Origin of the sequence: Micromonospora sp. NPDC052213 (genome assembly GCF_040679695.1) — a bacterium.
In the GTDB taxonomy this organism is placed as follows: domain Bacteria; phylum Actinomycetota; class Actinomycetes; order Mycobacteriales; family Micromonosporaceae; genus Micromonospora.
This window is the reverse complement of sequence record NZ_JBFAVI010000044.1, coordinates 1-20,021: the sequence shown is the minus strand read 5'-3', so window position 1 is coordinate 20,021 and position 20,021 is coordinate 1. Positions and strand designations below refer to the sequence as shown.

Annotated in this window: 26 protein-coding genes; 9 read left to right on the top strand and 17 right to left on the bottom strand. The window is 69.3% G+C overall.

Annotated features, from left to right (window positions below):
- The first annotated feature begins 45 nt into the window (after positions 1-45).
- Positions 46-1,551 (top strand): recombinase family protein, encoded by a 1,506-nt coding sequence (locus AB0L34_RS14030; protein ID WP_363704820.1) that lies wholly within the window; start codon positions 46-48, stop codon positions 1,549-1,551.
- A 105-nt stretch (positions 1,552-1,656) separates the two neighbouring features.
- Positions 1,657-2,451, top strand: coding sequence for a hypothetical protein (locus tag AB0L34_RS14025; RefSeq protein WP_363704818.1), 795 nt, complete (start codon positions 1,657-1,659; stop codon positions 2,449-2,451).
- Between the two features lie 1,155 nt (positions 2,452-3,606).
- Here AB0L34_RS14025 and AB0L34_RS14020 read toward each other — a convergent pair.
- The 4 genes from AB0L34_RS14020 to AB0L34_RS14005 form a co-directional block, all read right to left on the bottom strand.
- The gene (locus AB0L34_RS14020) at positions 3,607-3,780 is read right to left on the bottom strand and encodes a hypothetical protein (protein WP_363704817.1); all 174 of its coding nucleotides are present in this window, start codon (positions 3,778-3,780) and stop codon (positions 3,607-3,609) included.
- Positions 3,777-4,232, bottom strand: a complete 456-nt coding sequence (locus AB0L34_RS14015; protein ID WP_363704815.1) for a hypothetical protein — start codon at positions 4,230-4,232, stop codon at positions 3,777-3,779. The genes AB0L34_RS14020 and AB0L34_RS14015 overlap by 4 nt, the downstream gene beginning before the upstream one ends.
- Positions 4,229-4,834: an HNH endonuclease signature motif containing protein gene (locus AB0L34_RS14010; RefSeq protein WP_363704813.1), complete on the bottom strand. Its 606-nt coding sequence runs from the start codon at positions 4,832-4,834 to the stop codon at positions 4,229-4,231. The genes AB0L34_RS14015 and AB0L34_RS14010 overlap by 4 nt, the downstream gene beginning before the upstream one ends.
- A gap of 439 nt (positions 4,835-5,273) precedes the next feature.
- Complete coding sequence (locus tag AB0L34_RS14005; RefSeq protein ID WP_363704811.1) at positions 5,274-6,329, bottom strand: hypothetical protein; 1,056 nt, start codon at positions 6,327-6,329, stop codon at positions 5,274-5,276.
- Positions 6,330-6,421: 92 nt separating this feature from the next.
- On the opposite strand from AB0L34_RS14005, the gene AB0L34_RS14000 reads away from it, so the two are divergent.
- Positions 6,422-6,616 carry a hypothetical protein gene (locus AB0L34_RS14000; RefSeq protein WP_363704809.1) on the top strand — a complete coding sequence of 65 codons (195 nt, stop codon included), beginning with the start codon at positions 6,422-6,424 and terminating at the stop codon, positions 6,614-6,616.
- Between the two features lie 13 nt (positions 6,617-6,629).
- On the opposite strand, the gene AB0L34_RS13995 is transcribed toward AB0L34_RS14000, so the two are convergent.
- From AB0L34_RS13995 to AB0L34_RS13945, 11 genes are all read right to left on the bottom strand, one after another.
- A complete protein-coding gene (locus AB0L34_RS13995) occupies positions 6,630-7,019 on the bottom strand; it encodes a hypothetical protein (protein WP_363704807.1) in 390 nt (129 codons plus the stop codon).
- On the bottom strand, positions 7,016-7,270 hold the full coding sequence (locus tag AB0L34_RS13990; protein WP_363704805.1) for a hypothetical protein: 255 nt from the start codon (positions 7,268-7,270) through the stop codon (positions 7,016-7,018). The genes AB0L34_RS13995 and AB0L34_RS13990 overlap by 4 nt, the downstream gene beginning before the upstream one ends.
- Before the next feature lie 215 nt (positions 7,271-7,485).
- Positions 7,486-8,097, bottom strand: a complete 612-nt coding sequence (locus AB0L34_RS13985; protein ID WP_363704803.1) for a hypothetical protein — start codon at positions 8,095-8,097, stop codon at positions 7,486-7,488.
- The gene (locus tag AB0L34_RS13980; protein WP_363704801.1) at positions 8,094-8,306 is read right to left on the bottom strand and encodes a hypothetical protein; all 213 of its coding nucleotides are present in this window, start codon (positions 8,304-8,306) and stop codon (positions 8,094-8,096) included. The genes AB0L34_RS13985 and AB0L34_RS13980 overlap by 4 nt, the downstream gene beginning before the upstream one ends.
- 7 nt (positions 8,307-8,313) lie before the next feature.
- Positions 8,314-8,601: a hypothetical protein gene (locus AB0L34_RS13975; protein ID WP_363704799.1), complete on the bottom strand. Its 288-nt coding sequence runs from the start codon at positions 8,599-8,601 to the stop codon at positions 8,314-8,316.
- Between the two features lie 219 nt (positions 8,602-8,820).
- Entirely contained in the window at positions 8,821-9,009 is a 189-nt protein-coding gene (locus AB0L34_RS13970) for a helix-turn-helix domain-containing protein (RefSeq protein WP_363704797.1), read from the bottom strand.
- Between the two features lie 768 nt (positions 9,010-9,777).
- On the bottom strand, positions 9,778-9,978 hold the full coding sequence (locus AB0L34_RS13965; protein WP_363704795.1) for a hypothetical protein: 201 nt from the start codon (positions 9,976-9,978) through the stop codon (positions 9,778-9,780).
- Positions 9,975-11,735 carry a type IV secretory system conjugative DNA transfer family protein gene (locus AB0L34_RS13960; RefSeq protein ID WP_363704793.1) on the bottom strand — a complete coding sequence of 587 codons (1,761 nt, stop codon included), beginning with the start codon at positions 11,733-11,735 and terminating at the stop codon, positions 9,975-9,977. Before AB0L34_RS13960 ends, AB0L34_RS13965 begins: the two co-directional genes overlap by 4 nt.
- Entirely contained in the window at positions 11,732-12,484 is a 753-nt protein-coding gene (locus tag AB0L34_RS13955; protein WP_363704791.1) for a DUF2637 domain-containing protein, read from the bottom strand. Before AB0L34_RS13955 ends, AB0L34_RS13960 begins: the two co-directional genes overlap by 4 nt.
- A gap of 11 nt (positions 12,485-12,495) precedes the next feature.
- Positions 12,496-12,663, bottom strand: a complete 168-nt coding sequence (locus AB0L34_RS13950; RefSeq protein ID WP_363704789.1) for a hypothetical protein — start codon at positions 12,661-12,663, stop codon at positions 12,496-12,498.
- The gene (locus AB0L34_RS13945) at positions 12,660-13,241 is read right to left on the bottom strand and encodes a helix-turn-helix domain-containing protein (protein ID WP_363704787.1); all 582 of its coding nucleotides are present in this window, start codon (positions 13,239-13,241) and stop codon (positions 12,660-12,662) included. Before AB0L34_RS13945 ends, AB0L34_RS13950 begins: the two co-directional genes overlap by 4 nt.
- A gap of 39 nt (positions 13,242-13,280) precedes the next feature.
- On the opposite strand from AB0L34_RS13945, the gene AB0L34_RS13940 reads away from it, so the two are divergent.
- The 3 genes from AB0L34_RS13940 to AB0L34_RS13930 all read left to right on the top strand — a co-directional run bounded on the left by AB0L34_RS13940 (position 13,281) and on the right by AB0L34_RS13930 (position 15,109).
- Positions 13,281-13,568: a hypothetical protein gene (locus AB0L34_RS13940; protein WP_363704785.1), complete on the top strand. Its 288-nt coding sequence runs from the start codon at positions 13,281-13,283 to the stop codon at positions 13,566-13,568.
- 123 nt (positions 13,569-13,691) lie between these two features.
- Positions 13,692-14,672: a DNA polymerase III subunit delta gene (holA, locus tag AB0L34_RS13935; RefSeq protein ID WP_363704783.1), complete on the top strand. Its 981-nt coding sequence runs from the start codon at positions 13,692-13,694 to the stop codon at positions 14,670-14,672.
- Positions 14,669-15,109, top strand: a complete 441-nt coding sequence (locus tag AB0L34_RS13930) for a hypothetical protein (RefSeq protein WP_363704781.1) — start codon at positions 14,669-14,671, stop codon at positions 15,107-15,109. Before holA ends, AB0L34_RS13930 begins: the two co-directional genes overlap by 4 nt.
- A 147-nt stretch (positions 15,110-15,256) precedes the next feature.
- On the opposite strand, the gene rpsT is transcribed toward AB0L34_RS13930, so the two are convergent.
- Positions 15,257-15,523, bottom strand: coding sequence for a 30S ribosomal protein S20 (gene rpsT, locus AB0L34_RS13925; RefSeq protein WP_091104033.1), 267 nt, complete (start codon positions 15,521-15,523; stop codon positions 15,257-15,259).
- A 286-nt stretch (positions 15,524-15,809) separates the two neighbouring features.
- On the bottom strand, positions 15,810-16,796 hold the full coding sequence (locus AB0L34_RS13920) for a phosphotransferase (RefSeq protein ID WP_363704779.1): 987 nt from the start codon (positions 16,794-16,796) through the stop codon (positions 15,810-15,812).
- A gap of 109 nt (positions 16,797-16,905) precedes the next feature.
- Here AB0L34_RS13920 and AB0L34_RS13915 point away from each other — a divergent pair, with 109 nt between their 5' ends.
- The 3 genes from AB0L34_RS13915 to AB0L34_RS13905 all read left to right on the top strand — a co-directional run bounded on the left by AB0L34_RS13915 (position 16,906) and on the right by AB0L34_RS13905 (position 19,999).
- A complete protein-coding gene (locus AB0L34_RS13915) occupies positions 16,906-17,442 on the top strand; it encodes a DUF4240 domain-containing protein (protein ID WP_357460400.1) in 537 nt (178 codons plus the stop codon).
- A gap of 174 nt (positions 17,443-17,616) precedes the next feature.
- Entirely contained in the window at positions 17,617-19,494 is a 1,878-nt protein-coding gene (lepA, locus tag AB0L34_RS13910; RefSeq protein WP_350710822.1) for a translation elongation factor 4, read from the top strand.
- A 220-nt stretch (positions 19,495-19,714) separates the two neighbouring features.
- Positions 19,715-19,999 (top strand): GlsB/YeaQ/YmgE family stress response membrane protein, encoded by a 285-nt coding sequence (locus AB0L34_RS13905; RefSeq protein ID WP_363704777.1) that lies wholly within the window; start codon positions 19,715-19,717, stop codon positions 19,997-19,999.
- Positions 20,000-20,021 lie beyond the last annotated feature (22 nt).

Genomic DNA, 20,021 nt, shown 5'->3' with positions numbered 1-20,021 from the left:
TGGTACCGTACTTCTTCCCCTCGGTCGACCAGCGGAGAACAGACCATGCGCGCGGCACTCTACCTGCGGATCTCTAAGGATCGGACCGGCGAGGCAGAGGGTGTCGAGCGGCAAGAGCAGGACTGCCGTGCGCTGATCGACGCCAAGGGCTGGACGCTGGTCGAGACGTACGCGGACAACGACACCTCGGCCACCTCGGGTCGCCGTCGACCAGGCTTCGAGGCGTTGATGGCTGCCGTCGAGCGGCGAGCCGTTGACGTGATCGTGCCGTGGAACGCTGACCGGCTGTACCGCACCCCCGCTGACCGGCTGCGGGTGGTCGAGGCTTGCCGGGCGCACGCCGTATCCCTCCACCCCGTACGCGGGACCGGCATCGACATGACCACCCCGAACGGTCGGATGGTCGCAGGCATGCTCGGCGAGATGGCGTGGGCTGAGGTTGAGAACAAGAGCGATCGGCAACGGCGAGCCAACCGGCAGGCAGCAGAGAAGGGCAAGCCGTGGATGACGGGCCCGCGCCCGTTCGGCTACGAGAGAGCGAACGGCACGCTGGTCGAGCACCCGACCGAGGGACCGTTGGTGCGGCAGGCGTTCACGCTCATCACCTCGGGTGCCTCGCTTCGCTCGGTGACCCTGATGCTCAACCGGGCGGGTGCCCGGACCAGCCTCGGCAACGAGTGGCGGCACAACAACGTGCGGGTGATGCTGCTCAACCCGCTGTACGCCGGTCTCCGTGCGTACGCGGAGATGCCCCCGCTCGGCGCGAAGCAGTCTGCCCGTTCCCGTCCGCCGGTCGAGCAACGGAAGCTGACCCCGGGGACGTGGGAAGCGTTGATCCCCGAGGACGTGTGGCGAGCATCGGTAGCCGTGCTGCGCGACCCTGCCCGGACCACCAACGTCGGCAACTTCTCAGCCGTGCGGCACCTTGGTAGCAACCTCTTCCGCTGCGGGCGTTGCGCCGACCAGCTCGGCACCGAGGCTGACGCCAAGCGCAGCGGCGAGCCGGTGATGGGGGTCAACTACACCAACCCGAGGCGCGATGGCCAGCAGGGGCACCGCGTCTACAAGTGCAAGCGATGCCATGCCAGCAGGCGAGCCGACCCTGTTGATGCGTTCATCGGCGAGGTGATCGCAGCCCGGCTCGACCGCAGCGACGTTGCCGACCTGGTCGCCGTCGAGAAGGCGAGTGGCACCGACCTTGCCGTGCTGCGGCGTGAGGCGGGGGAGTTGCGTGCCCGGCTCGACGTGCTCGCCGATGCGCTCGCCGATGGCGAGATGACACGGGACCAGTTCGCCCGAGCCAACCGGCGCGCGCAGGAGCGGCTTGCAGAGGTTGAGGGTCGGTTGGCCGAGGCTGGCAGTAGCCACGTGCTCGCCGGCTTGCACGGTCCAGGGTCAGGGCGACGCTGGCTCACCTCGGATGACATCCAGTGGCGGCGGGCCGTGCTCGCCGCGCTGGTCGAGGTGGTGTTGCATCCGGTCAAGACTGGTCGACCGAAGAAGGGCGAGGAGATCGACCCGACCAGCGTCGAGTTCCGCTGGCGGGGATGAGGGCTTCCGACATGTGTCTCAGCCTCGCCTGGTCGCCAAGGTCATCTACTCTCGTAGATACTGTCAGTGACGCCACGGACCAGGGGGGACGGGAACGCAGGTCACATGGGCAGACGCGACAGCAAGCTGATCGATGAGATCGAGCGGGGCGCGCTCGACGGCGGTGTCTCCCTCGCAGACACGCTGCGCAAGTGCGTGGCTCTCGGTGGGCAGACCAGGTCTGCCGAGCTGCGAGACTGGGCAAGGCGAGAGCTGAGCGGGTACGGCCCGGACGACGAGCTACCCGAGTGGCGCAAGGTGATCGCGCCCATCCTGTTCGACGGTGTGAACATGCGCGCGACCTTCAAGGGGATGCAGGTCAGCGTGACCGAGCTTCCGGACTTCGCGCGCGACTCGTACTCCAACGAGGTGGAGTTGCGGGGCGGTGTGGGCGAGTTGGAGGCATGGCTACGCGAAGCCGACGAGGGGACGGTGCGCCTCGGTCTGCCGGGTGGGGCCGAGCTGGCGCACTACATCAACCTGCACAACGCCGGGCAGCGCATCGATCGGTTCTACTGGGGCGTTAGCACGACCGCTGTTCATGGCGTGCTGGATCGCATCCGAACCTCGCTCACGGCGCTGGTGGCAGAACTGCGAGACGGGATGCCCGATGATGCAGACAAGCCGTCGGCGGAGGTGGCCAACCAGGCAGTCCAGTTCATCGTCACTGGGAAGCGTCATCGGGTGACGATCAACAACGCCCAGGCGAGCGGCGAAGCCACAAGCAGTATCGGGCAAGCATCGGAGCAGGAGCCCGAGTCGCCGGGATGGAAGCGCTGGGCGAAGGTGAGCGGCATCATCGCCTTGGTCCTCACCGTCGTTGGCACTGTCGCAGGCGTACTTCAGTACCTGGCCGGGTAGCCGACTGGTCCGGCTCGACGTGTCCGTCGATGTCCCTGACCGTGCTCGCCTCGGCCTACGATTGACGATCAACAACGGAACGGTCTGTGCCAACCAACCTCGACGGGTTGGTCTTCATGGGTAGCCGCCAAGAGACTGCCTCACCCACCCCCAAGAAGGGGCTGTGAGAGCGCCAGTGAGTGCTCTCTATTGATGTGGTGGGTGAGTGACCGGCAGGATAAAGGGGGCGTTGTGTCGCCCGCTACCGACGCGCATAGGCAGGTGGAGTAACGTGCACAGCGTTGCACCGCGATGCACTGGTGCAACGAAGGAAGCCCCGCCCCACGGTTACCAGGCCCCAGGGCGAGGCGTCCAACGGTGTGATGGGGGCTCAGTTGACCAGCGGTCAGTTGGGCCCGCATCCGTTTCCGGCCAGCGTCACCGCTAGCCCTGCCGCATAGGTGAGCACCTTCAACGCCAGTGCCACCCACTCGCCGACATCCCGCCACCGGTTGGCGTTGGTCCGCCGGCTTCTCCTCGGGCCCGAAGGCCCCTTACGGCGCATTCCCACTCGCCGCCCCCTCCAAGATCGCAGGATCGGGAGATCGGTTCGTCCCCCGGCCGTCGGGGCGACCCGAGCGTGCCCGCCTTGATCTCGGAGACCAGATCGGCAGTTTCGCTTGCGCCGGGAACACCATAGCGACCGGTACGGGTGACCTGCGTGTCGGACTACATCTTCGTACGGACGTGCTAAGTGGAGGGATGGCGGGCCGGCGGGGCGCTGACCAGGGAAAACGGTGGAGCAAGACAGGTTGAGTGCCTTAGTGCAGGTATATGGCGACGCGTGGAAGACGGAGTCAGAGAACTTCTTGTGCAGCTCCGGCACCTCGACGATCAGGTTGTCCATCAGCGGGCCGTCGAGGTTGGGGATGCCGATCGGGTCGAGGTGCCGGCAGGCACCACCACGTTCACTGCGGGAAGTTGTGCAGCGCGATGCAGTCCACGATGAAGAAGTCGTTGGCGAAGCTGCGCGGGGGGGTGGGGGCATGACCCGTTCGACCGGCCTCCCTGACCGCCAAGTGATAGCAGCGGAGATCGCGCGCAGCCCCAGGGGATTTTAGAACTGACCCCCTCATGGGCCCTGGGCGACACCTGTCCAGGGCCCGCAGGGACGTGTCAGCGTCGTTTCTGCTCAGCCATCTGCCGAGCCCACTGCGCGAACCGCCGCGCCATGGCCAGGTACCCGGCTCTCAGTTCGGGGTTGGTCTGCCTCATGGCTGTCTTGTACCAGCCTTCCGCGTGGTCACGGAGAACCTTGACCGGATCGACGACCGGATCAGGTCTGCTCACTGCTTCACCTCGCTCTCCGCCGCCGTGATCGCAGCCTCGATCTCGTCGAGGGTCGGTTCACGGGGAGCCGGCGGGCGCGGCGGCTCGATGGCCACACGGAGGCGCAGCCGGTCAGCCGGTGGGATGATCACGCCGCGCAGTAGCCGATCTACGGTCTCCAGTGCTACGGCGCTCTTGCCCTTGGTGCGGCCTCGGCTGGCGTACTCGCCGTTGAGGTAGGCACTTAGCTCGCCGAAGCAGAACTTGGCGTAGGCCCAGTCAACGCCGGTCATGATGCCGGCTTGCGGGGAGTCCATCAGCGCCAACCACATCTCGCGTGCCGTTGTGTGCCAATCGGGATCGGCAGGTGGGATGAGTACCTGCGCCTCACCTCGGAGGATGAACACGGGGGCAGCGTTCCGCTCTGCTCTGACCTGGTCGCGCTCGCGGCTGTAGTCGTCGGGGTTCCTCACGCGGCCACCTCCTCGACGTCGACCAGGTCGCCGGCAGGGTCGAGCAGGGTCCAGGTAATCGCCCTGCCGATCGGGATCAGCTCGCCGCCGACCGAGTCCCAACGGGCCAACCAGTACTCATCGAGAGACTTGGTCCGCTTCTCCCATACGTTGCACGCTAGGTGTGCCGTCACGGCGTTGTCGTAGGTGTGGCTGCCGCCATCGGCCAGCGGCACGGTGTGATCAACGGATGCCGAGCGAGGGTCGGTGCCGGTCTCCCGTAGGGTCGGCTCTCCGCACAGAAGGCAGATCCAGCCGTCGCGCTCGAACACGTCGCGGCGCTTGACCAGCTCGACCACGGGAGCGCCGTGGGCGCGGGCACGCCGCTTAGCCATCTCGGCCCAACGGGCATCCTTGCCGGCATCGGTCTTGCGGTGGGCCTTCTTCCATGCCTTGCGGCTGTCCCTGTGCCGGGCGTTGCGTTCCGTCACGTTGCGCCTCGCGGCAGCCTTCTCCTTGCACCGTCTCGTGCAGTAGATGGCGCGGGCAGGCTTGCCCTCCATCGAGCCGCCGCAGTGTCGGCACTCCCGTTGTGCATGCTGTTGCTCGTTGGTCTCGCTCACTCGGATCTGTCTCCATGCAGAGTCATGGGCGCTCCCCGTAGCCCGCTGAGGGCCACGGAGAGCGCCTGTCGTTGATCAGGGATGGTCTGGTCGGGGGGTGGCGCCTACGGGCTTCTCGCGCCGCTTCAGCCGCTTGTGGCTGGCTCGGCATGCGTCACGGCAGTAGAGGGAGACTCGGCCGCTGTTGACCGGCACGGCGTCGCCGCACCAGGCGCACGGCTCCGCCGTGTCCGGCTCTTGGCCCACGCGGAGAACGACGTCCCCGCTACGCCTCCACCTCATGTAGTGCTTCTTGCAGAGCCCGCGCGCCCAGTGCTGGCCGGGGCAGCCGAGCACTGTGCACTCATGGCGGAAGCTCTTGCGCGTACGGGAGTTGGTCATGGTGATGCCTGGCGTCCAGGGCAGGGCACTCCGCGGAGCACCCTGCCCGATCGCTCCGTCAGGCAGCAGCCTTGCTGGTCAGAGTCACTTCAGCCGTGACGTCCAGGGCGCGGCGGTCACCGAACATGGTCGGTTCCGCGCTGGCCAGCTTGACCGACTCGACTCGACCGAGGCCGGGCGAGAAGATGCCGGTGGTGTCCTCGATGCCGCCGGCCACGAAGCGGGACAGCTCGGGGAAGTCGATGTCCTGGTTGATGCCGTGCACGATGAACTGCACCCGCACCTTGCGCCGGACGGTGTCGCCGTCGCGCGACTGCGAGACCACCTCGCCCGACTCGCGCCGGGACATGATGGTGTGGACGTTCGCCCACCGGTCGGTCCGGTGATCAACGACGTACTGCTTGCTCCGCACGGCGGCGAGCCCGCCCACCTGCCGAGCCAGGGTGATGCCGGTGGCGGTCGAGCGCTCCTCGATCACGGGCATCAGCGGCGCAAGGTCCTTCAGGAAGACCGAGAGAACGAAGTGATCCGGGCGTACGACGATGCTGTCTCGCACGTCGGCGTGCCCGGCGTCGCGGATCAGCTTGTAGACCGCCGTACCGCAGGCGTCTCGGATGGTGGCCAGTCCGTCAGCGGGTACCGCCACGAGCAGGTGAACCTGCCCGGTCATCCGGCCGGTCTTCGTGTCGCAGTCCGCGCCCTCGGTCTGGTACAGGTACGCCGCCGGAGTGGTCAGCTTCTCCGGCCGCTGCGGCACCACCTCGACCGGAACGCCGAACAGACCGAAGTTGAACCGGTTCTCCTCGATGACCGACCGCAGGTACTCGGCGAGCACGGGGTTGGTCTGCCCCTCGTACAGCTTGACGGCGCGCTCGGCGGCAGGGATGCGCTTGCGAGCCATGCCGAGCAGGTGCTCAGTGCGCTTGATCTCCGCCTCGGCGGTGGCCAGGTCGAGCCCGGTCACGGTCTCGTCGCCACCGTCGAGCCGAGCGAACAGCTCATCGGCAGCTTCCTTGGCCTGCTCGTGCTCGGCCTCCCGCTGACTGACCAGGGCGAGGGCCTGGGCCAGAGCCTCGACGGGGGTGGGGGTGGTGTTCTTCTTGGCGGTAGCCACGGTGTTGGAACCTTCTTCCAGATACGACGAAGGGCGGCCGGTCGGCCGCCCGTGGGATGTGTTGCAAGCCCTGAATCCGTCATGATCACGAGATGGACATGGGGAACCCGAAGGAAGTCAGGGAAGAGTTCGACAAGCTCATGGTTGCTAGCGAGATGGGTACGCCTTCGGAGCTGGACTCGCGTGGTCGTGCAGGCATCGGCAAGTTCGCTGCCAACGCGCGCCGGCTGCGTCAGGGCGAGATCACGCCACAGGAGTTCGACCGGATCATGAGCGAGGACGATTGACGGTCGCCGGGCTTCAGCCGGCTAGAGAGGCTGAGGCGGACCAGTGGTGTACGGCGATGCTCAGTCCGCCATCGGACTGGACGCGCGTTGCCCTGTGCTGGCGTAGCTTCAGCTCGACGCCAGGTAGCGCGGTCATCAACTTCGGCAGCACGAAGCCGGTGACGTTGTCGACCAGGTCGAGCGGCGAGAGTGTCAGCGGCTCGCCATCGCTGAAGGTCAGGACCAGGAGGCGACTGACCAGCACCCCGCCTCTGGCATGTCCCCGCCCGCGTAGCCGGATCGCCGGCCGCGTGGGCGGCGGCAGGATCTCCGTCCGGGGTGGGGTCGGCTCGATGTCGATGCCGTCATAGCGAGCCCGGAACACTTCGGCGACAAGCGCCGGCAGGATGGGGTCGAGGCTCACGGGCGAACGTCCCGCCAGGCGATGCGGTGGTAGCGGCTGGCCTGATCGAGCGCAGCTCGGGCATCGGTGACCAGAGCCGTTGCCCGGCTCAGGTTCTCGACGGCGGCGGCGATGAGATCGGGGGCGGCATCCGCCGCCTGCAAGCGGGCGAGATCCGCAGCGGCGGAAGCCTTGGTGTCGAAGGCTAGGGCGTAACGCTGTTCGGCGAGTTGCCGAGCCTTGCGAGCGTCGGCGCGGGAGAGGGTTTCCACTGGTTGATGCTCCTGAGGGCATACGAAGAGAGCCGGCCTCCGGCCGGCTACTGCTGGTGTTGGGTGTGCTGTGAGTGCCGGCCTCCGGCCGGCATCTACTGGCTCTGCTGGTGATGGCCCCTCCGGGGCCTCATCTCCTCGCCGCTGCCTGCAAGCCTGCCGCAGGGGTACGCACCGCAGCGGCGCAGTGCGAAGCGGGTGCCGGGCGGTAGGGCCTACGGCATGGTCAGCTTCGCCAGCGTCCAAGGATCTTCATCCTCGGTGGGGGTGAAGGTCTCGACGTCGGCGGGATGCTGGCTCGGCCTGGTGAGGATGCCGACCGGCCTCTTGGTAGATGTAGAGGTAGATAGAGGTAGAAGGTGCGACTCTGTGTCGCACTCAGTACGACTCTGTGTCGCACTCGGCGGACATGGTGTCGCACTCGGCTCTGACTGCGACTCTCGGCGAGGCTTGCGAGTACGACTCTGTGTCGCACTCGGGGAGACCTGGCCAGGCGAGTCCGACTCTCTGTCGCTCTCGCGAGTGCGACTCTCCGTCGCACTCGGTTCCATCTTGAACCAGAGATCAACCCGTCGCCGGCTGCGCTCGACTCGGTCGAAGTACTTCAACGCTTCGGCCTGGTCCTCGGCGAGGGCCCGCTCAGCGGTTCGCCTGGAGAGCCCGGCATCGCTGGCGATCATCTCAAGGCTCGCCCTCACCTTGCCGTCGCCGTTGTTGGTCCGCAGGACAGCGAACACCAACACCGCCTTCTGCGGCGCGGTCAGCTTGTCGTCCTCGCGGACGGCTCGCATGGTGCCGAACGCATCGAACTTGGGTGGCTTGCTCACGGGGTCTTCACTCCCTCGGGGATCGTCATGATCCACACGTCAGGGGCGACCGGGATCAGCCAGCCCTTGACGACCAGTGCGTCTACGTTCTCTCGCACCTGGTCCACGGTCATGCCCGTGTCTCGCGCCCACTCTTCGAGCGTCATGCGGAACGGTGGGCTGACGCTTGCCGTCGCCGGCTCCCGGCTCCGCTTGCGCTTGCGGCTCACTGGTCGGTCACCTCCTGGTCTCGTCCGCCGATGGGAAGTAGGCGATGCCGTTGAGGGGCCGTCTGCTCGCCGCGCCGCTGATGCTCCGGTGCCACTCGGCAAGCTCTGACGGTCCGTCGTCGCCGATGCCCATGGGGTCGAGCCCTCCGGACACCTCCGGCGGTTCGATGGGCCCTCGGCTGCGCTCGATGCGCTCGGCTTCCCGTGCGGCACGCACGCGCTCGGCATGCTCGGCTCGCTCGGCTTCCAACGTCTCGGCGATGGCAAGGGCTCGGTTGATGCTGGCGTAGCTCACTGGCCGCCCCAGAGGATCAGGAACAGGGCGAGCGAGGCCGCGCTGAGCAGGTGGCCAAGGACGACAAGCTGGGTGTAGCTGAGCTTGGTCAGTGGATACACGGTTACTGGTCTCCGTTCAGGGTGCCGGCGAAGAGTCCGCGCAGCCTGGCTCGCTGCTCGGGGGTGAGGGGTGGCGCTTCCTGGGCGATGCGTTCGGCGATGCGCCGCAGCTCCTCGGTCAACGGCCCAGCTCTCGGCCGTACCGCTCAACCTCGGTCAGCGGGTAGAGCACCCTGCCGAGGTGCTTGACGTAGCGCATCGGGGAGCGCCCCTCGCTGCGCTGGTTGATCAGCGTCCGCGCGCTGAGGCCAAGACGCTTCGCCGCTTCGATGGTGTCCAGGTAAGTGATGCCGTCGATTACATGCACTGCTGGCCGCTCCGTTCCGCCCACGTGCGGGCATGAAGAAGGGGCAGCCTCAACGGCTGCCCCCTCGGTTGGGTGTGAAGTAAGACTTGACCTACCTGCTCATGGCCAAGAAAAAAGCCAGGCCAACCGGCCTGGCGGATGAAGCCTCTACCTATATATCCCCGGTGATCTTGGAGTTATGCACCCCTGTCGTGACCGAGGTCACCGGCAAGTCTCCGAGGTGAACCCTCTACCTATGTATCCGCTCGGATCTTGGAGTCTTGACGACGATCGTGACCACGCTCACTGGCAAGCCTACGAGGTGAACCCTCTACCTATGTATCCCCTCGGATCGACCCGGAAGTCAGGGTGCCGTGGCCGAGGTCACCGGCAAGTCTCCGAGGTGAACCCTCTACCTATGTATCCGCTCGGATCTTGGAGTTTTATAACCAGGTGTGACCGGAGTCACCGACAAGCCTCCGAGGGAGAACCCTCTACCTGTGTATCCGGGCCGACTGAGCCGATAGTCAACGTGCCGTGACTGGGGTCAACCGGCAAGCCTCGGAGGTGAAGCCTCTATCTACGTATCCGGGCCGTCTGGCGCGGAAGTTGCGCCGCCGTGACCACGCTCACTGGCAAGCCTCCGAGGTGAACCCCTCTACCCATGTATCCCCCTTGATCTTGGAGCCTTACCGGCGATCGTGACCACGCTCACCCGGCATGCCCGGACAAGCCAACTGCCCGCCACCCTCGGGATCAGGGCGACGGGCAGTCAGTCAACCGGTCGGGCTACCCGGTGATCACCGGGGCGACCATCGGGGGCGTGGCCGTCCTGACCCAGTGCTCGACCTGGTCGCGGTGGGCGGTTGGCAGCGCGGCCCTGATCGCGTCAACAGTGGCGTCGGGACCCATGCCGGGGTCAACGAAGATGACCCCGAGGGAAGGGGCGACCACGGCGGCAGACCCGGTGCGCGCTTGGATGATCTTCACTGGCTGATCCTCTCCTCGTTCTTGGCTCCTGCCCAGCGGGCAAGGTCTGCTCTCGCGTACAGGTCTGCGTTGCCGCTCTTGCCCCTCGCGGTGGGCACGTTGCCCACCTTGCGCTGTAGGCGCTTCTTCGCTGCGTCGAGCTTCCACGGGATCACTCCGGCGTCGATCGCTTCGCGCAGCGTCAGGAAGTCCCCGGCAGGGCTTGATAGGCCGTTGACCTGGGATGTCTCCGGGGACCGGGGACATGCAAGCGCCCGAGCCTCGCTCGCGGTCAGGTAGGCAACCTGCGTCTCGGTGGCTTGCCCGCCGATGACCACCTGCCACCGGCCGAGGGTCCGCGAGGCACGCGGCATGGCTGCCTCGGGTACCAACATCTTCCAGTTGTTCGCCGTGTACCGGGCGAGGCACCGGATGCCGAAGTTCTCCCGCGCCTCGGGTCCGCCGATGGCGCGGGCGGTGAGCATCTGCGCGATGGCCAGCACGTTGACCTTGGCGCTGCGGCCCATGAACAGCAGGTCAGCCAGCGCCGACACGGCAGGGGAGCGCTTCGGGTCACCCTTGCCGCGAGCCTCGGCCCAGAAGTTGACCAGTTGCCCGATGGTCGCGTTCAACTCCTCGGCGATGACCAGCACGCGCGGACCGGGGTCCCAGTCCTCAGCCTCGTGCATAGCCAGCGTGTTCCGCTCATCGGCGAGCGCGGCCAGCCTGACCAGCGCGTCATGCATCTGCGCCGGCTTGGTGCAGTAGTCGACCCCGGTCAGACCGAGCGCCCAACGGTGCGAGCCCTTGCGGTCGAGGATGACCACCCGGCCACCTCGGGCGAGCACCTGCACGGCGACCAGCTCGGCGAGCACGCTCTTGCCCGCACCCGTACCGGCAGAGACCGCGATGTGCGGCGAGTCGTCCCGCAGCGACAGGATCAGCGGCCGATCGCCTGCACCCTGCCCGATGTAGAACTCCCACTCAGCCAGCCGGGGCAGGTGCTCGGCGACCTGGTCGACACCGACCCGAGCCGGCGGACGCTTACGCACTGTCCACGTAGCAGTCACCCGCGGACCGACCTGGTGCCAGTGCTCGACCAGGTCAGAGACCGGGATCTTGCTGCCGATGATCGAGGAGACCAACTGCCGCTGTTCCTTGGTCAGGTACGGGGTGTCGGCAACCAGCTCGATACGCGGACCCATGTCGCCGTCGACCGGCCGGCGGAACACAGCCAGCCGAGAGGTGACCGGCTCGGCGGCACGCTGCACCGACCATGCCGCCCGCTGAGCACGCTCAGGCAGCCACCGGATGATCGGCTCGACGTGCTCGCCGTACCAAGCCCGTACGGCGGTCTCGGCAGGGCTGAGCGGCTTGGCCAGCCTCGGGGTGAGGTTGCCCAACGTCGGGTCGACGTGCAGGCGTACGCCGGTCTGTAGGCCCATCGCCGGCGCAAGGGCAGCCAGGGTCGGCGCGATGTACTCGCGATTGAACCGGCGCATGGTGAACCGGCGACGCACTCGCCAGCCGGCGACCAGCGCAGCCGAGCCGACCAGTGAGCCGACCTGCTCGGGCTGAGCCGCTGCCAGTGCAGCCGTAGCGGGCACGCTGAGCCGGATCACCTGACGCTGCCAGCCGGTGAGCCGACCAGCACCCCGGCTCAGGTACGGGTAGCCAGCCTTGCCGCTGAGCGGCCTACCGGAGACGTACCGGTAGGCCACCCGCGACACGGTGTGCTTGCGCCGCAGCTTGCGGATAGCCCGCTCAAGCTCGGTCACGCCGCCACCCCCGCAAGCTCAGGCGTACGACCGTTGGCAGCAGTCTCCGCAGGCTGCGAGGTGGACGGCGAGCCAGCCGAGCGGGTAGGCCGGTACCGCTTCACCGTCGCCAGGGACACCCCGGCAAGCTCAGCGATCCGGGCGTGCGTCGCCTCGGGCTCGGCGAGGTGAGCCGACATGATCCGGTCAGCCGAGGTGAGCGAGCGGGGAACAGGCTTGGTGCTCGGCTGGCTGGTCCGCTTGACCGGCTGAGCCTTGACCGGCTCGACGGCAACCGGCTCAGGCTTGCTTGGCTCAACGGTCGGCAGAGCGGTCGGCAGCCTCACCGGCTCAGGCTTGCTCGGCGCGATGGTCGGGCGGCTCACCGGCTCAGGCTGGTTGATCAGCTTGCCTCGCCGAGACAGCACCTCGACGGCGAGCAGGAAGGCGACCGGGGGAACGGCGGCAACGGCTCGGGCAGTCCACGTCGGGTGAGCCGAGGCGATGTTGGCAGCCAGCGTGGCGACGATGCCGAACGCGACAGCCAGTCGAGCGGACAGGCGAGGCTTCCGGTTGCTGCGCTTGTCGTCGAGCATCGCCAGCGTGCCGACCAGGATCAGACCGTCGATGGACAGGGGCAGCACCGACGCGACCGAGACGTGCTCGCCAGCCTGCCGGGCGACCTTGAAGATGTGCGAGAACGATGCGTAGCCGGCGACCAGGGCAACCAGGCCGGTGGTCAGCCGAGAGGTGATGGCAGTACGGGACACGGCGAGGCTCCTCAGAAGCGGGTGGGGACGTTAGGAACGTCCGAGAGGTGGGCGATGTCGTCGGCGACCTGCTCTGCGTGGCGCTCGCTCAGCCGGCGAGCGATGACGAACGGCGCGAGCATCGAGAGCGGTCCGCCGATCAGGACCAGGGCGAGCGCGTAGGCGGCGGTGGCGTTCATCGGCCACCCGCCAGCGCCTCGGAGCGGCACGGTCCGCAGTTGTGGGCGAGGGAGCCTCGGTGCCTCGGGCACTGGTCGGTGCCGGCGACAGGCGGCAGGGCTGCACCTCGACGCTCGGGGTACGGGTAGCCACCCGGGCGAGGGGTGGTGGTGTTCTTGTTCTTGGGAAGGAAGCGACGCCAGTCCCGCGCGCCAGCGCGGTTCTTCAACTTCCCTTGGTCTTCAACACTTCGGGTGTCACCCTGGCTGTCACCCCCGGTGCCCTGATCTGTCACCCCGGCCGGCTGGTTCGTCACCCCCTGCGGAGCGGATGACACCCCCTGACCGAGGACCAGGCGGTAGACGCGGGTGGCGATGCCGGCAACCTTGGTGACGACCAGGCGACCGAGCTGCACCAGCTTGGCGAGCGCCCGCTGTACGGTCCGCTCGGAACAGCCGGCGTACTCGGCGATGGTGGCGACAGACGGCCAGGCGTTGCCGTCGTGGTTGGCGTGGGCAGCGATGGCGATAGCTACGGCACGCTCGTTCTTCCCGAGGTCACGGGTCGCGAGCAGGGCAGACTTCACAGCTACACTCATGGGCGGCGGACCTCCGATGTCCGTCAGACCCCGGGGTCAGTGTTCGCAGCACTGCCCGGGGTCGCTTGCTATTCCGGTACCCGCCGCGCTCATGCGTCCGCCTACCAGGATCCGGCCTTCCTGGACGCGGTCCGCCCGGCGGTCGCCCTGGTGCCGGTCGGGGCCGGCAACACGTACGGGCATCCGCACCCGGCGGTGCTGGGGCGGCTGGCCCGGGGCGGGGCGCGGGTGCTGCGTACGGACACCGACGGGGACGTGGCAGCGGTGCTCGGCCGGTCGGGCCTCGCGGTCGTGACGCGCGGCACCTCGCCGGGTCGGCAACCGTAGGAGTCGATGCCAATTCTCGGCTTTGGCGGCGTACTGAGATAAATGTCTGGATTTGCACTGAGTGCGGGCTCTGCCGTCACAGAGCGGATGACCAGGCTGGATCGGGCCGCCGGCCGTGCGAATATGGGCGGCGTGACCGCCGCCAGCCTCGCTCCCATTCTGCTCGTCCTCGGCGACGAGGAGCTGCTCGCCACGCGCGCGGTCACCGAAGCCGTCGCCCGGGCCCGCAGTGTCGACCCCGACGTGGACGTCCGCGAGTACCAGGCCGGCGCCCTGGCCGTCGGCGAGATCGCCGAGATGCTCAGCCCCTCCCTCTTCGGCGGGCGGCGGGTGCTGGTGCTCCGCGCCGGCCAGGACGCCCGCAAGGACCTGGTGGCGGCCCTGCTGGCGTACGCGAAGAACCCCGACCCCGAGGTGCAGCTCGTCGTGCTGCACCTCGGCGGGGCCAAGGGCAAGGCGTTCGCCGACGGGCTGAAGGCGGCCGGCGCGACGGTCGTGCCGGCCGCCAAACTCAAGGGGCACCGCGACCGGGTGGCGTTCGTCCGCGACGAGATCCGCCGCGCCGGCGGGAAGTGCACCGACGACGCCGCCGAGGCGCTCATCGCGGCGGTCGGCAACGACCTGCGCGAGCTGGACGCCGCCTGTTCCCAGCTCATGGCCGACACCGACGGCCGGATCGGCGCCGACACGGTCGCCCGCTACTACCGCGGCCGGGTCGAGGTGAGCGGCTTCACGGTCGCCGACGCCACCATGGTCGGCGACGTGCCGGCCGCCCTGGAGGCGCTGCGCTGGGCGCTGCACGTCGGGGTCGACCCGGTGCCGATCGCCGACGCGATCGCCGACGGTGTACGCACCGTGGCCCGGGTGGCGTCCGCCGGTCGGGGCAGCCCCTACCAGTTGGCGAGCAGCCTGGGCATGCCGGCGTGGAAGATCGAGCGGGCGCAGCGCCAGGGGCGCGGATGGACGCCCGAGGGCCTGGTCGAGGCGATGCGGGCCGCCGCCGAGTGCAACGCGGCCGTCAAGGGCGGGGCGGACGACCGGGCGTACGCGCTGGAGCGGGCCGTCTTCTCGGTCGCGGCCGCCCGGCAGGGTGGCGCCCGGTGAGCGGAGCCCTCCGCGGCTCGTGGGCCACGATCCCCGCCGACGAGGAGCGCTACCGGCCGCTCTACGCCCGGCTCCTCGGGCTGCGCGTCGTCAACCCGGGCGGGGTGCTCTGCTTCCTCTTCTTCGAGGGCGCCGTCGCGCTTGCCGCGCTGCTCGCCCTCGCCGAGCTGGTCACCTGGTGGGCGGTGCTGATCCTGCCCGCGACGGTGGCGGTGATGGTGAAGCTCAACGACATGGTGGCCGCCATGGTGGTCCGGTCCGCGGCTCTCGTGCCGGAGCAGGAGCGGGACCGCTTCCGCCAGCAGATGCAGCCCGTGGTCGGGCGGGCCAGGGTCGACTGGATCACGCACAGCGTGCCCGGCGTGGTCGTCACGGCCGAGCCGGTGGCGCGGGCGGCCGGTGACGGGACGGAGACCCGTCGGCCCGCCCAGCCGTGATCCGCAGCCTGCTCAGCCGTGATCGTCGGCACGCCGGAAGCCCGGCCGGGTTCTCCCGGCCGGGTGGTGGTGCGGAACGCAGAAGGGCAGACAGCCGGAAGCCCCGGGGATTGCCCGGGGCTTCCGGTCAGGTCTGAGGTCGCCGCGTCAGGCGGAGAGCGACACCACGCGCTTGGCGATCGCGGACTTGCGGTTCGCGGCCTGGTTCGAGTGGATCACGCCCTTGCTGACCGCCTTGTCCAGCTTGCGCGAGGCGTCGCGCATGAGGATGGTGGCCTTCTCGACGTCACCAGCCTCCGCGGCCTCGTGGAACTTCCGGACGGCGGTCTTCAGCGACGACTTGACCGACTTGTTACGCAGCCGGCGCTTCTCGTTCTGCCGGTTGCGCTTGATCTGGGACTTGATGTTCGCCACGCGACAGCCTCGTCTTGATAGCTCGGGTTGGTCTGCTTTTGCGCGCGACGAGCAGGCGTCATCGCTGCGCGAAAAGCCAGGTTACCAGGTCGCCCGGGACGAGCCAAAACGGCTCCGCCCAGGCCCTGGTGGGGCCGTGTCCGGTCGGGCACGGGCCGGTCAGGAGCCGGACACCGGTTGGGCACGGGCCGGTCGGGAGCCGGACCCGGCCGGGCGCGGGCAGCCGGGGCGGGGAGTCCGGCCGGCGCGTGCGGAGGCCCGGGTACCGGCCGAGGGCACAGGGGGGTCAGGCCCAGCCCTGCCGGTGGGCGAGCCAGGCGAGTGACTGCTCGCCGCTCCACCGCTGGTGCGCCGGCAGGTGCGGCGACGCCGTCGCGGGCGCCGAGGCGGCCGTGGTGAGAAAGTAGCCGGACAGGGCGGCCAGCGTGACGTCCAGCGCGTCCGGGGGCGCGCCCGCCGCCGCCGGATGCCGGGCGAAGAGCGCGTCGGCGTCCAGGCCGCCGGCGTACGCGGTGAGGAGCAGGCTGACCAGGTCGAACCAGGCGGGACCGTGGCAGAGCCAGGTCCAGTCGCAGAGCCAGGCCCGGCCGGTTCCGTCGATCAGCACGTTGTCCAGCCGGAGGTCGCCGTGGATCAGGCCGCTCGCCCCGGCGGCGTACCCGGGGAGGCGGGACTCCAGCGCGACCAGGTCGGGCAGGCGGTCGCGCACCCGCTCGGGCAGCGGCGGCGACGGCTCCCGGCCGGCGGCCACCTCGCCCCACCAGAGGATGTCCTCGCGGGCCAGGTCGGCGAGGTGGGGCAGCCCGAGCGCGGCCAGCGGGGCCGGGGGCGCGGCCAGCGCGTCGGCGACCTCGGCGTACCCGGCGAGGGTGGCGGTCAGCTCGGCCGGGTCCCAGGGCAGCCGGGGCGTGTGGCCGTCGACGGCGTCCAGGCAGAGCACGAACCAGCCGGCCTCGTACAGCGTCCAGCGGGGGCGGGGAGCCGGCAGGCCGTCCGGAAGCCGGTCGAGGATCGCGGCCTCCCGGGCGTACCAGTCGACCAGGCGCGGTTGCTCGGCGGCGGACGCGGCCTTGACGAAGGCCCGGTCCCCGGCGGCGGTGGTGAGGACGGCGGCGAAGCCCCGGGTGAAGCCGGCGCCGGCCACGCGGGCGGCGACCACCGGGGCGCCGATCCGGGCGGCGATCGCGGTGCGCAGGGCCGCGGGCAGCGTCTCCCACGGCGGCCGGCGGGCGGTGGCGTGGTACGGCACCGGGGGCGGGAAGGTCGGGGTCACGCCACCATGCTGCCGGGGCACCGGGCACGGGGCACCGTGCGGGCCGCGACTCGTCGGGGTGTTCCCGCTGCCGCGGGAGGGGCGGCGCGGTCTGCCAGACTGCCAGGCCATGAGGACCGACGACTTCTGGCAGTTGATCGACCGGGCCCGGGCGGGCGGCGGGGGAGAGCCGCACGCGGTCGCCGCGCGGGCCGTCGCCCTGCTCGCCGAGCGCGACCCGGACGACATCGTCGGGTACGCCCGCCACCAGGCCCGGGTGCTGTCGGCCTCGCACAAGGCCGACCTCTGGGGTGCGGCCTACCTGATCAACGGCGGGGTGTCCGACGAGGGCTTCCACCACTTCCGGGGCTGGCTGATGGCCCAGGGCCGCGAGGTCTTCGCCCGCGCCGTCGGCGACCCGGACTCGCTGGCCGGGCTGCCGCAGGTGCGGGCGGCGTCCCTCAGCGGCGAGGAGTTCTCGGCCGAGGAGATGCTGGCGGTGCCGTGGGACGCCTACCGCAGGGCCACCGCCACCGAACTCCCGGCGGACCGGGAGCCGGCGCCGGTGCCGGACCTCAACGACCTCTGGGACTTCGACGACGAGGAGGAGGCCAGGCGGCGGTTGCCCCGGCTCGCCGCCCTCTTCGTGGAGCCGCCCGCCGAGTGACGCCGGTCGGGGCGTCGGCGGAGTGACGCCCGCCGGAGGCCCGGCGCGGGGTCGCGGGGTGATCCTCGGCGGTGGGGATCGCCCGCGCAGTGGGCGCGCGGCGGCGACGTGGGAGCATAGAGGGGGCCGGCGTCGTGCCGGCCCGCTCACGTCAGCCGACCAGAACGGACCGCTGTGCCACCGACGCTCGATTCCGGCGCGAACGCTCCTGGTGCCACCGACCCGGCGCGCATCAGGAACTTCTGCATCATCGCCCACATCGACCACGGGAAGTCGACCCTGGCCGACCGGATGCTGCAGCTCACCGGCGTGGTCGACCCCCGGCAGATGCGTGCGCAGTACCTCGACCGGATGGACATCGAGCGCGAGCGCGGCATCACGATCAAGAGCCAGGCCGTCCGGATGCCCTGGACCGTCCGGGAGGGCGACCGGGCCGGCGAGACCGCCGTGCTCAACATGATCGACACTCCGGGCCACGTCGACTTCACCTACGAGGTGTCCCGGTCGCTGGCCGCCTGCGAGGGCGCGATCCTGCTGGTCGACGCCGCGCAGGGCATCGAGGCGCAGACCCTGGCGAACCTCTACCTGGCGCTCGAGAACGACCTGCACATCATCCCGGTGCTCAACAAGATCGACCTTCCGGCCGCCCAGCCGGAGAAGTACGCCGAGGAGTTGGCGCGCCTCATCGGCGGCGACCCGGCGGACTGCATCAGGGTCTCCGGCAAGACCGGCGAGGGCGTGCCGTACCTGCTCGACGAGATCGTCCGGCAGTTCAAGCCCCCGGTCGGCGACGCCGAGGCGCCCGCCCGCGCGATGATCTTCGACTCGGTCTACGACGTCTACCGGGGCGTGGTCACCTACGTCCGGGTCATCGACGGGCGGATCAGCGCGCGTGACCGGATCAAGATGATGTCCACCGCCGCCGTGCACGAGCTGCTGGAGATCGGCGTCATCTCGCCGGAGATGGTGAAGGCCGACGCGCTCGGCGTCGGCGAGGTGGGTTACCTGATCACCGGCGTGAAGGACGTCCGCCAGTCCCGGGTGGGTGACACGGTCACCATCAACTCCCGGCCGGCCGCCGAGGCCCTGGGCGGCTACAAGGACCCGAAGCCGATGGTCTACTCGGGCCTCTACCCGATCGACGGCTCCGACTACCCCAACCTGCGCGAGGCGCTCGACAAGCTCAAGCTCAACGACGCCGCGCTCGACTACGAGCCGGAGACGTCGGGTGCGCTCGGCTTCGGCTTCCGCTGCGGCTTCCTCGGCCTGCTGCACCTGGAGATCATCCGGGAGCGGCTGGAGCGCGAGTACAACCTCGACCTGATCTCGACCGCGCCGAACGTGGTCTACCGGGCCATCACGGAGGACGGCCAGGAGATCGTCGTGACGAACCCGAGCGAGTACCCCACGGGCAAGATCGCCGAGGTGTACGAGCCGGTCGTGCGCGCCACCGTGCTGACCCCGAACGACTACGTCGGCGCGGTGATGGAGCTCTGCCAGGGTCGCCGGGGGAGTCTGCTCGGCATGGACTACCTCTCCGCCGACCGGGTGGAGCTGCGCTACACGCTGCCCCTCGCGGAGATCATCTTCGACTTCTTCGACCAGTTGAAGAGCCGCACCAAGGGCTACGCCTCGCTGGACTACGAGCCCTCGGGCGAGCAGTCGTCCGACCTGGTCAAGGTCGACATCCTGCTGCACGGCGAGCCGGTGGACGCGTTCAGCGCGATCGTGCACAAGGACAAGGCGTACAACTACGGGGTCACCATCGCGGCGAAGCTGCGCAACCTGATCCCGCGCCAGCAGTTCGAGGTGCCGATCCAGGCGGCCATCGGCAGCCGCGTGATCGCCCGGGAGACCATCCGCGCGATCCGCAAGGACGTGCTCGCCAAGTGCTACGGCGGTGACATCAGCCGCAAGCGCAAGCTGCTGGAGAAGCAGAAGGAGGGCAAGAAGCGGATGAAGATGGTGGGCCGCGTGGAGGTCCCCCAGGAGGCCTTCATCGCCGCGCTCTCGTCCGACTCCGGGGACGGCAAGGCCCCCGGCAAGAAGTAGCGGTCCGGCTCCGCGCAGCGGCCGGCGTCCCCTCGCAGGGGCGCCGGCCGTTCGCGTACCCAGGAGATTTTCAGCCTCTGGCAGCGCTCCCACCTGCGGGTTCGCGTCAGTCGGGAGGGTGGCGGTCGATACGGCCGGTTTCGGTTTTCGATGCGTCGGGCACTTAGCGGTCACGACAGCAACCGCACAGAACGTGCGAAATCGCTTTAGGAGGACGACCGTGGAGTTCACCGTCTGGGGCATCATCACCGCGCTGGTCGTGGGTCTGATCGTCGGCGCGCTGGGCCGGCTGGTCGTGCCGGGCCGGCAGAACATGCCCATGTGGCTGCACATGCTGATCGGCGTCGGCGCCGCGCTTCTGGGCACGCTCGTCGCCCGGGCCTCCGGCTTCGCCGAGACCGCCGGCATCGACTGGCGCGAGCTGATGCTGCAGGTGCTGTTCGCCGCGATCGGCGTGGCCCTGGTGGCCGGTGTCGGCCGTCGCCGCGGCGTCTCGCGCTACTGACCCCGCACCACGCGCCTCGACG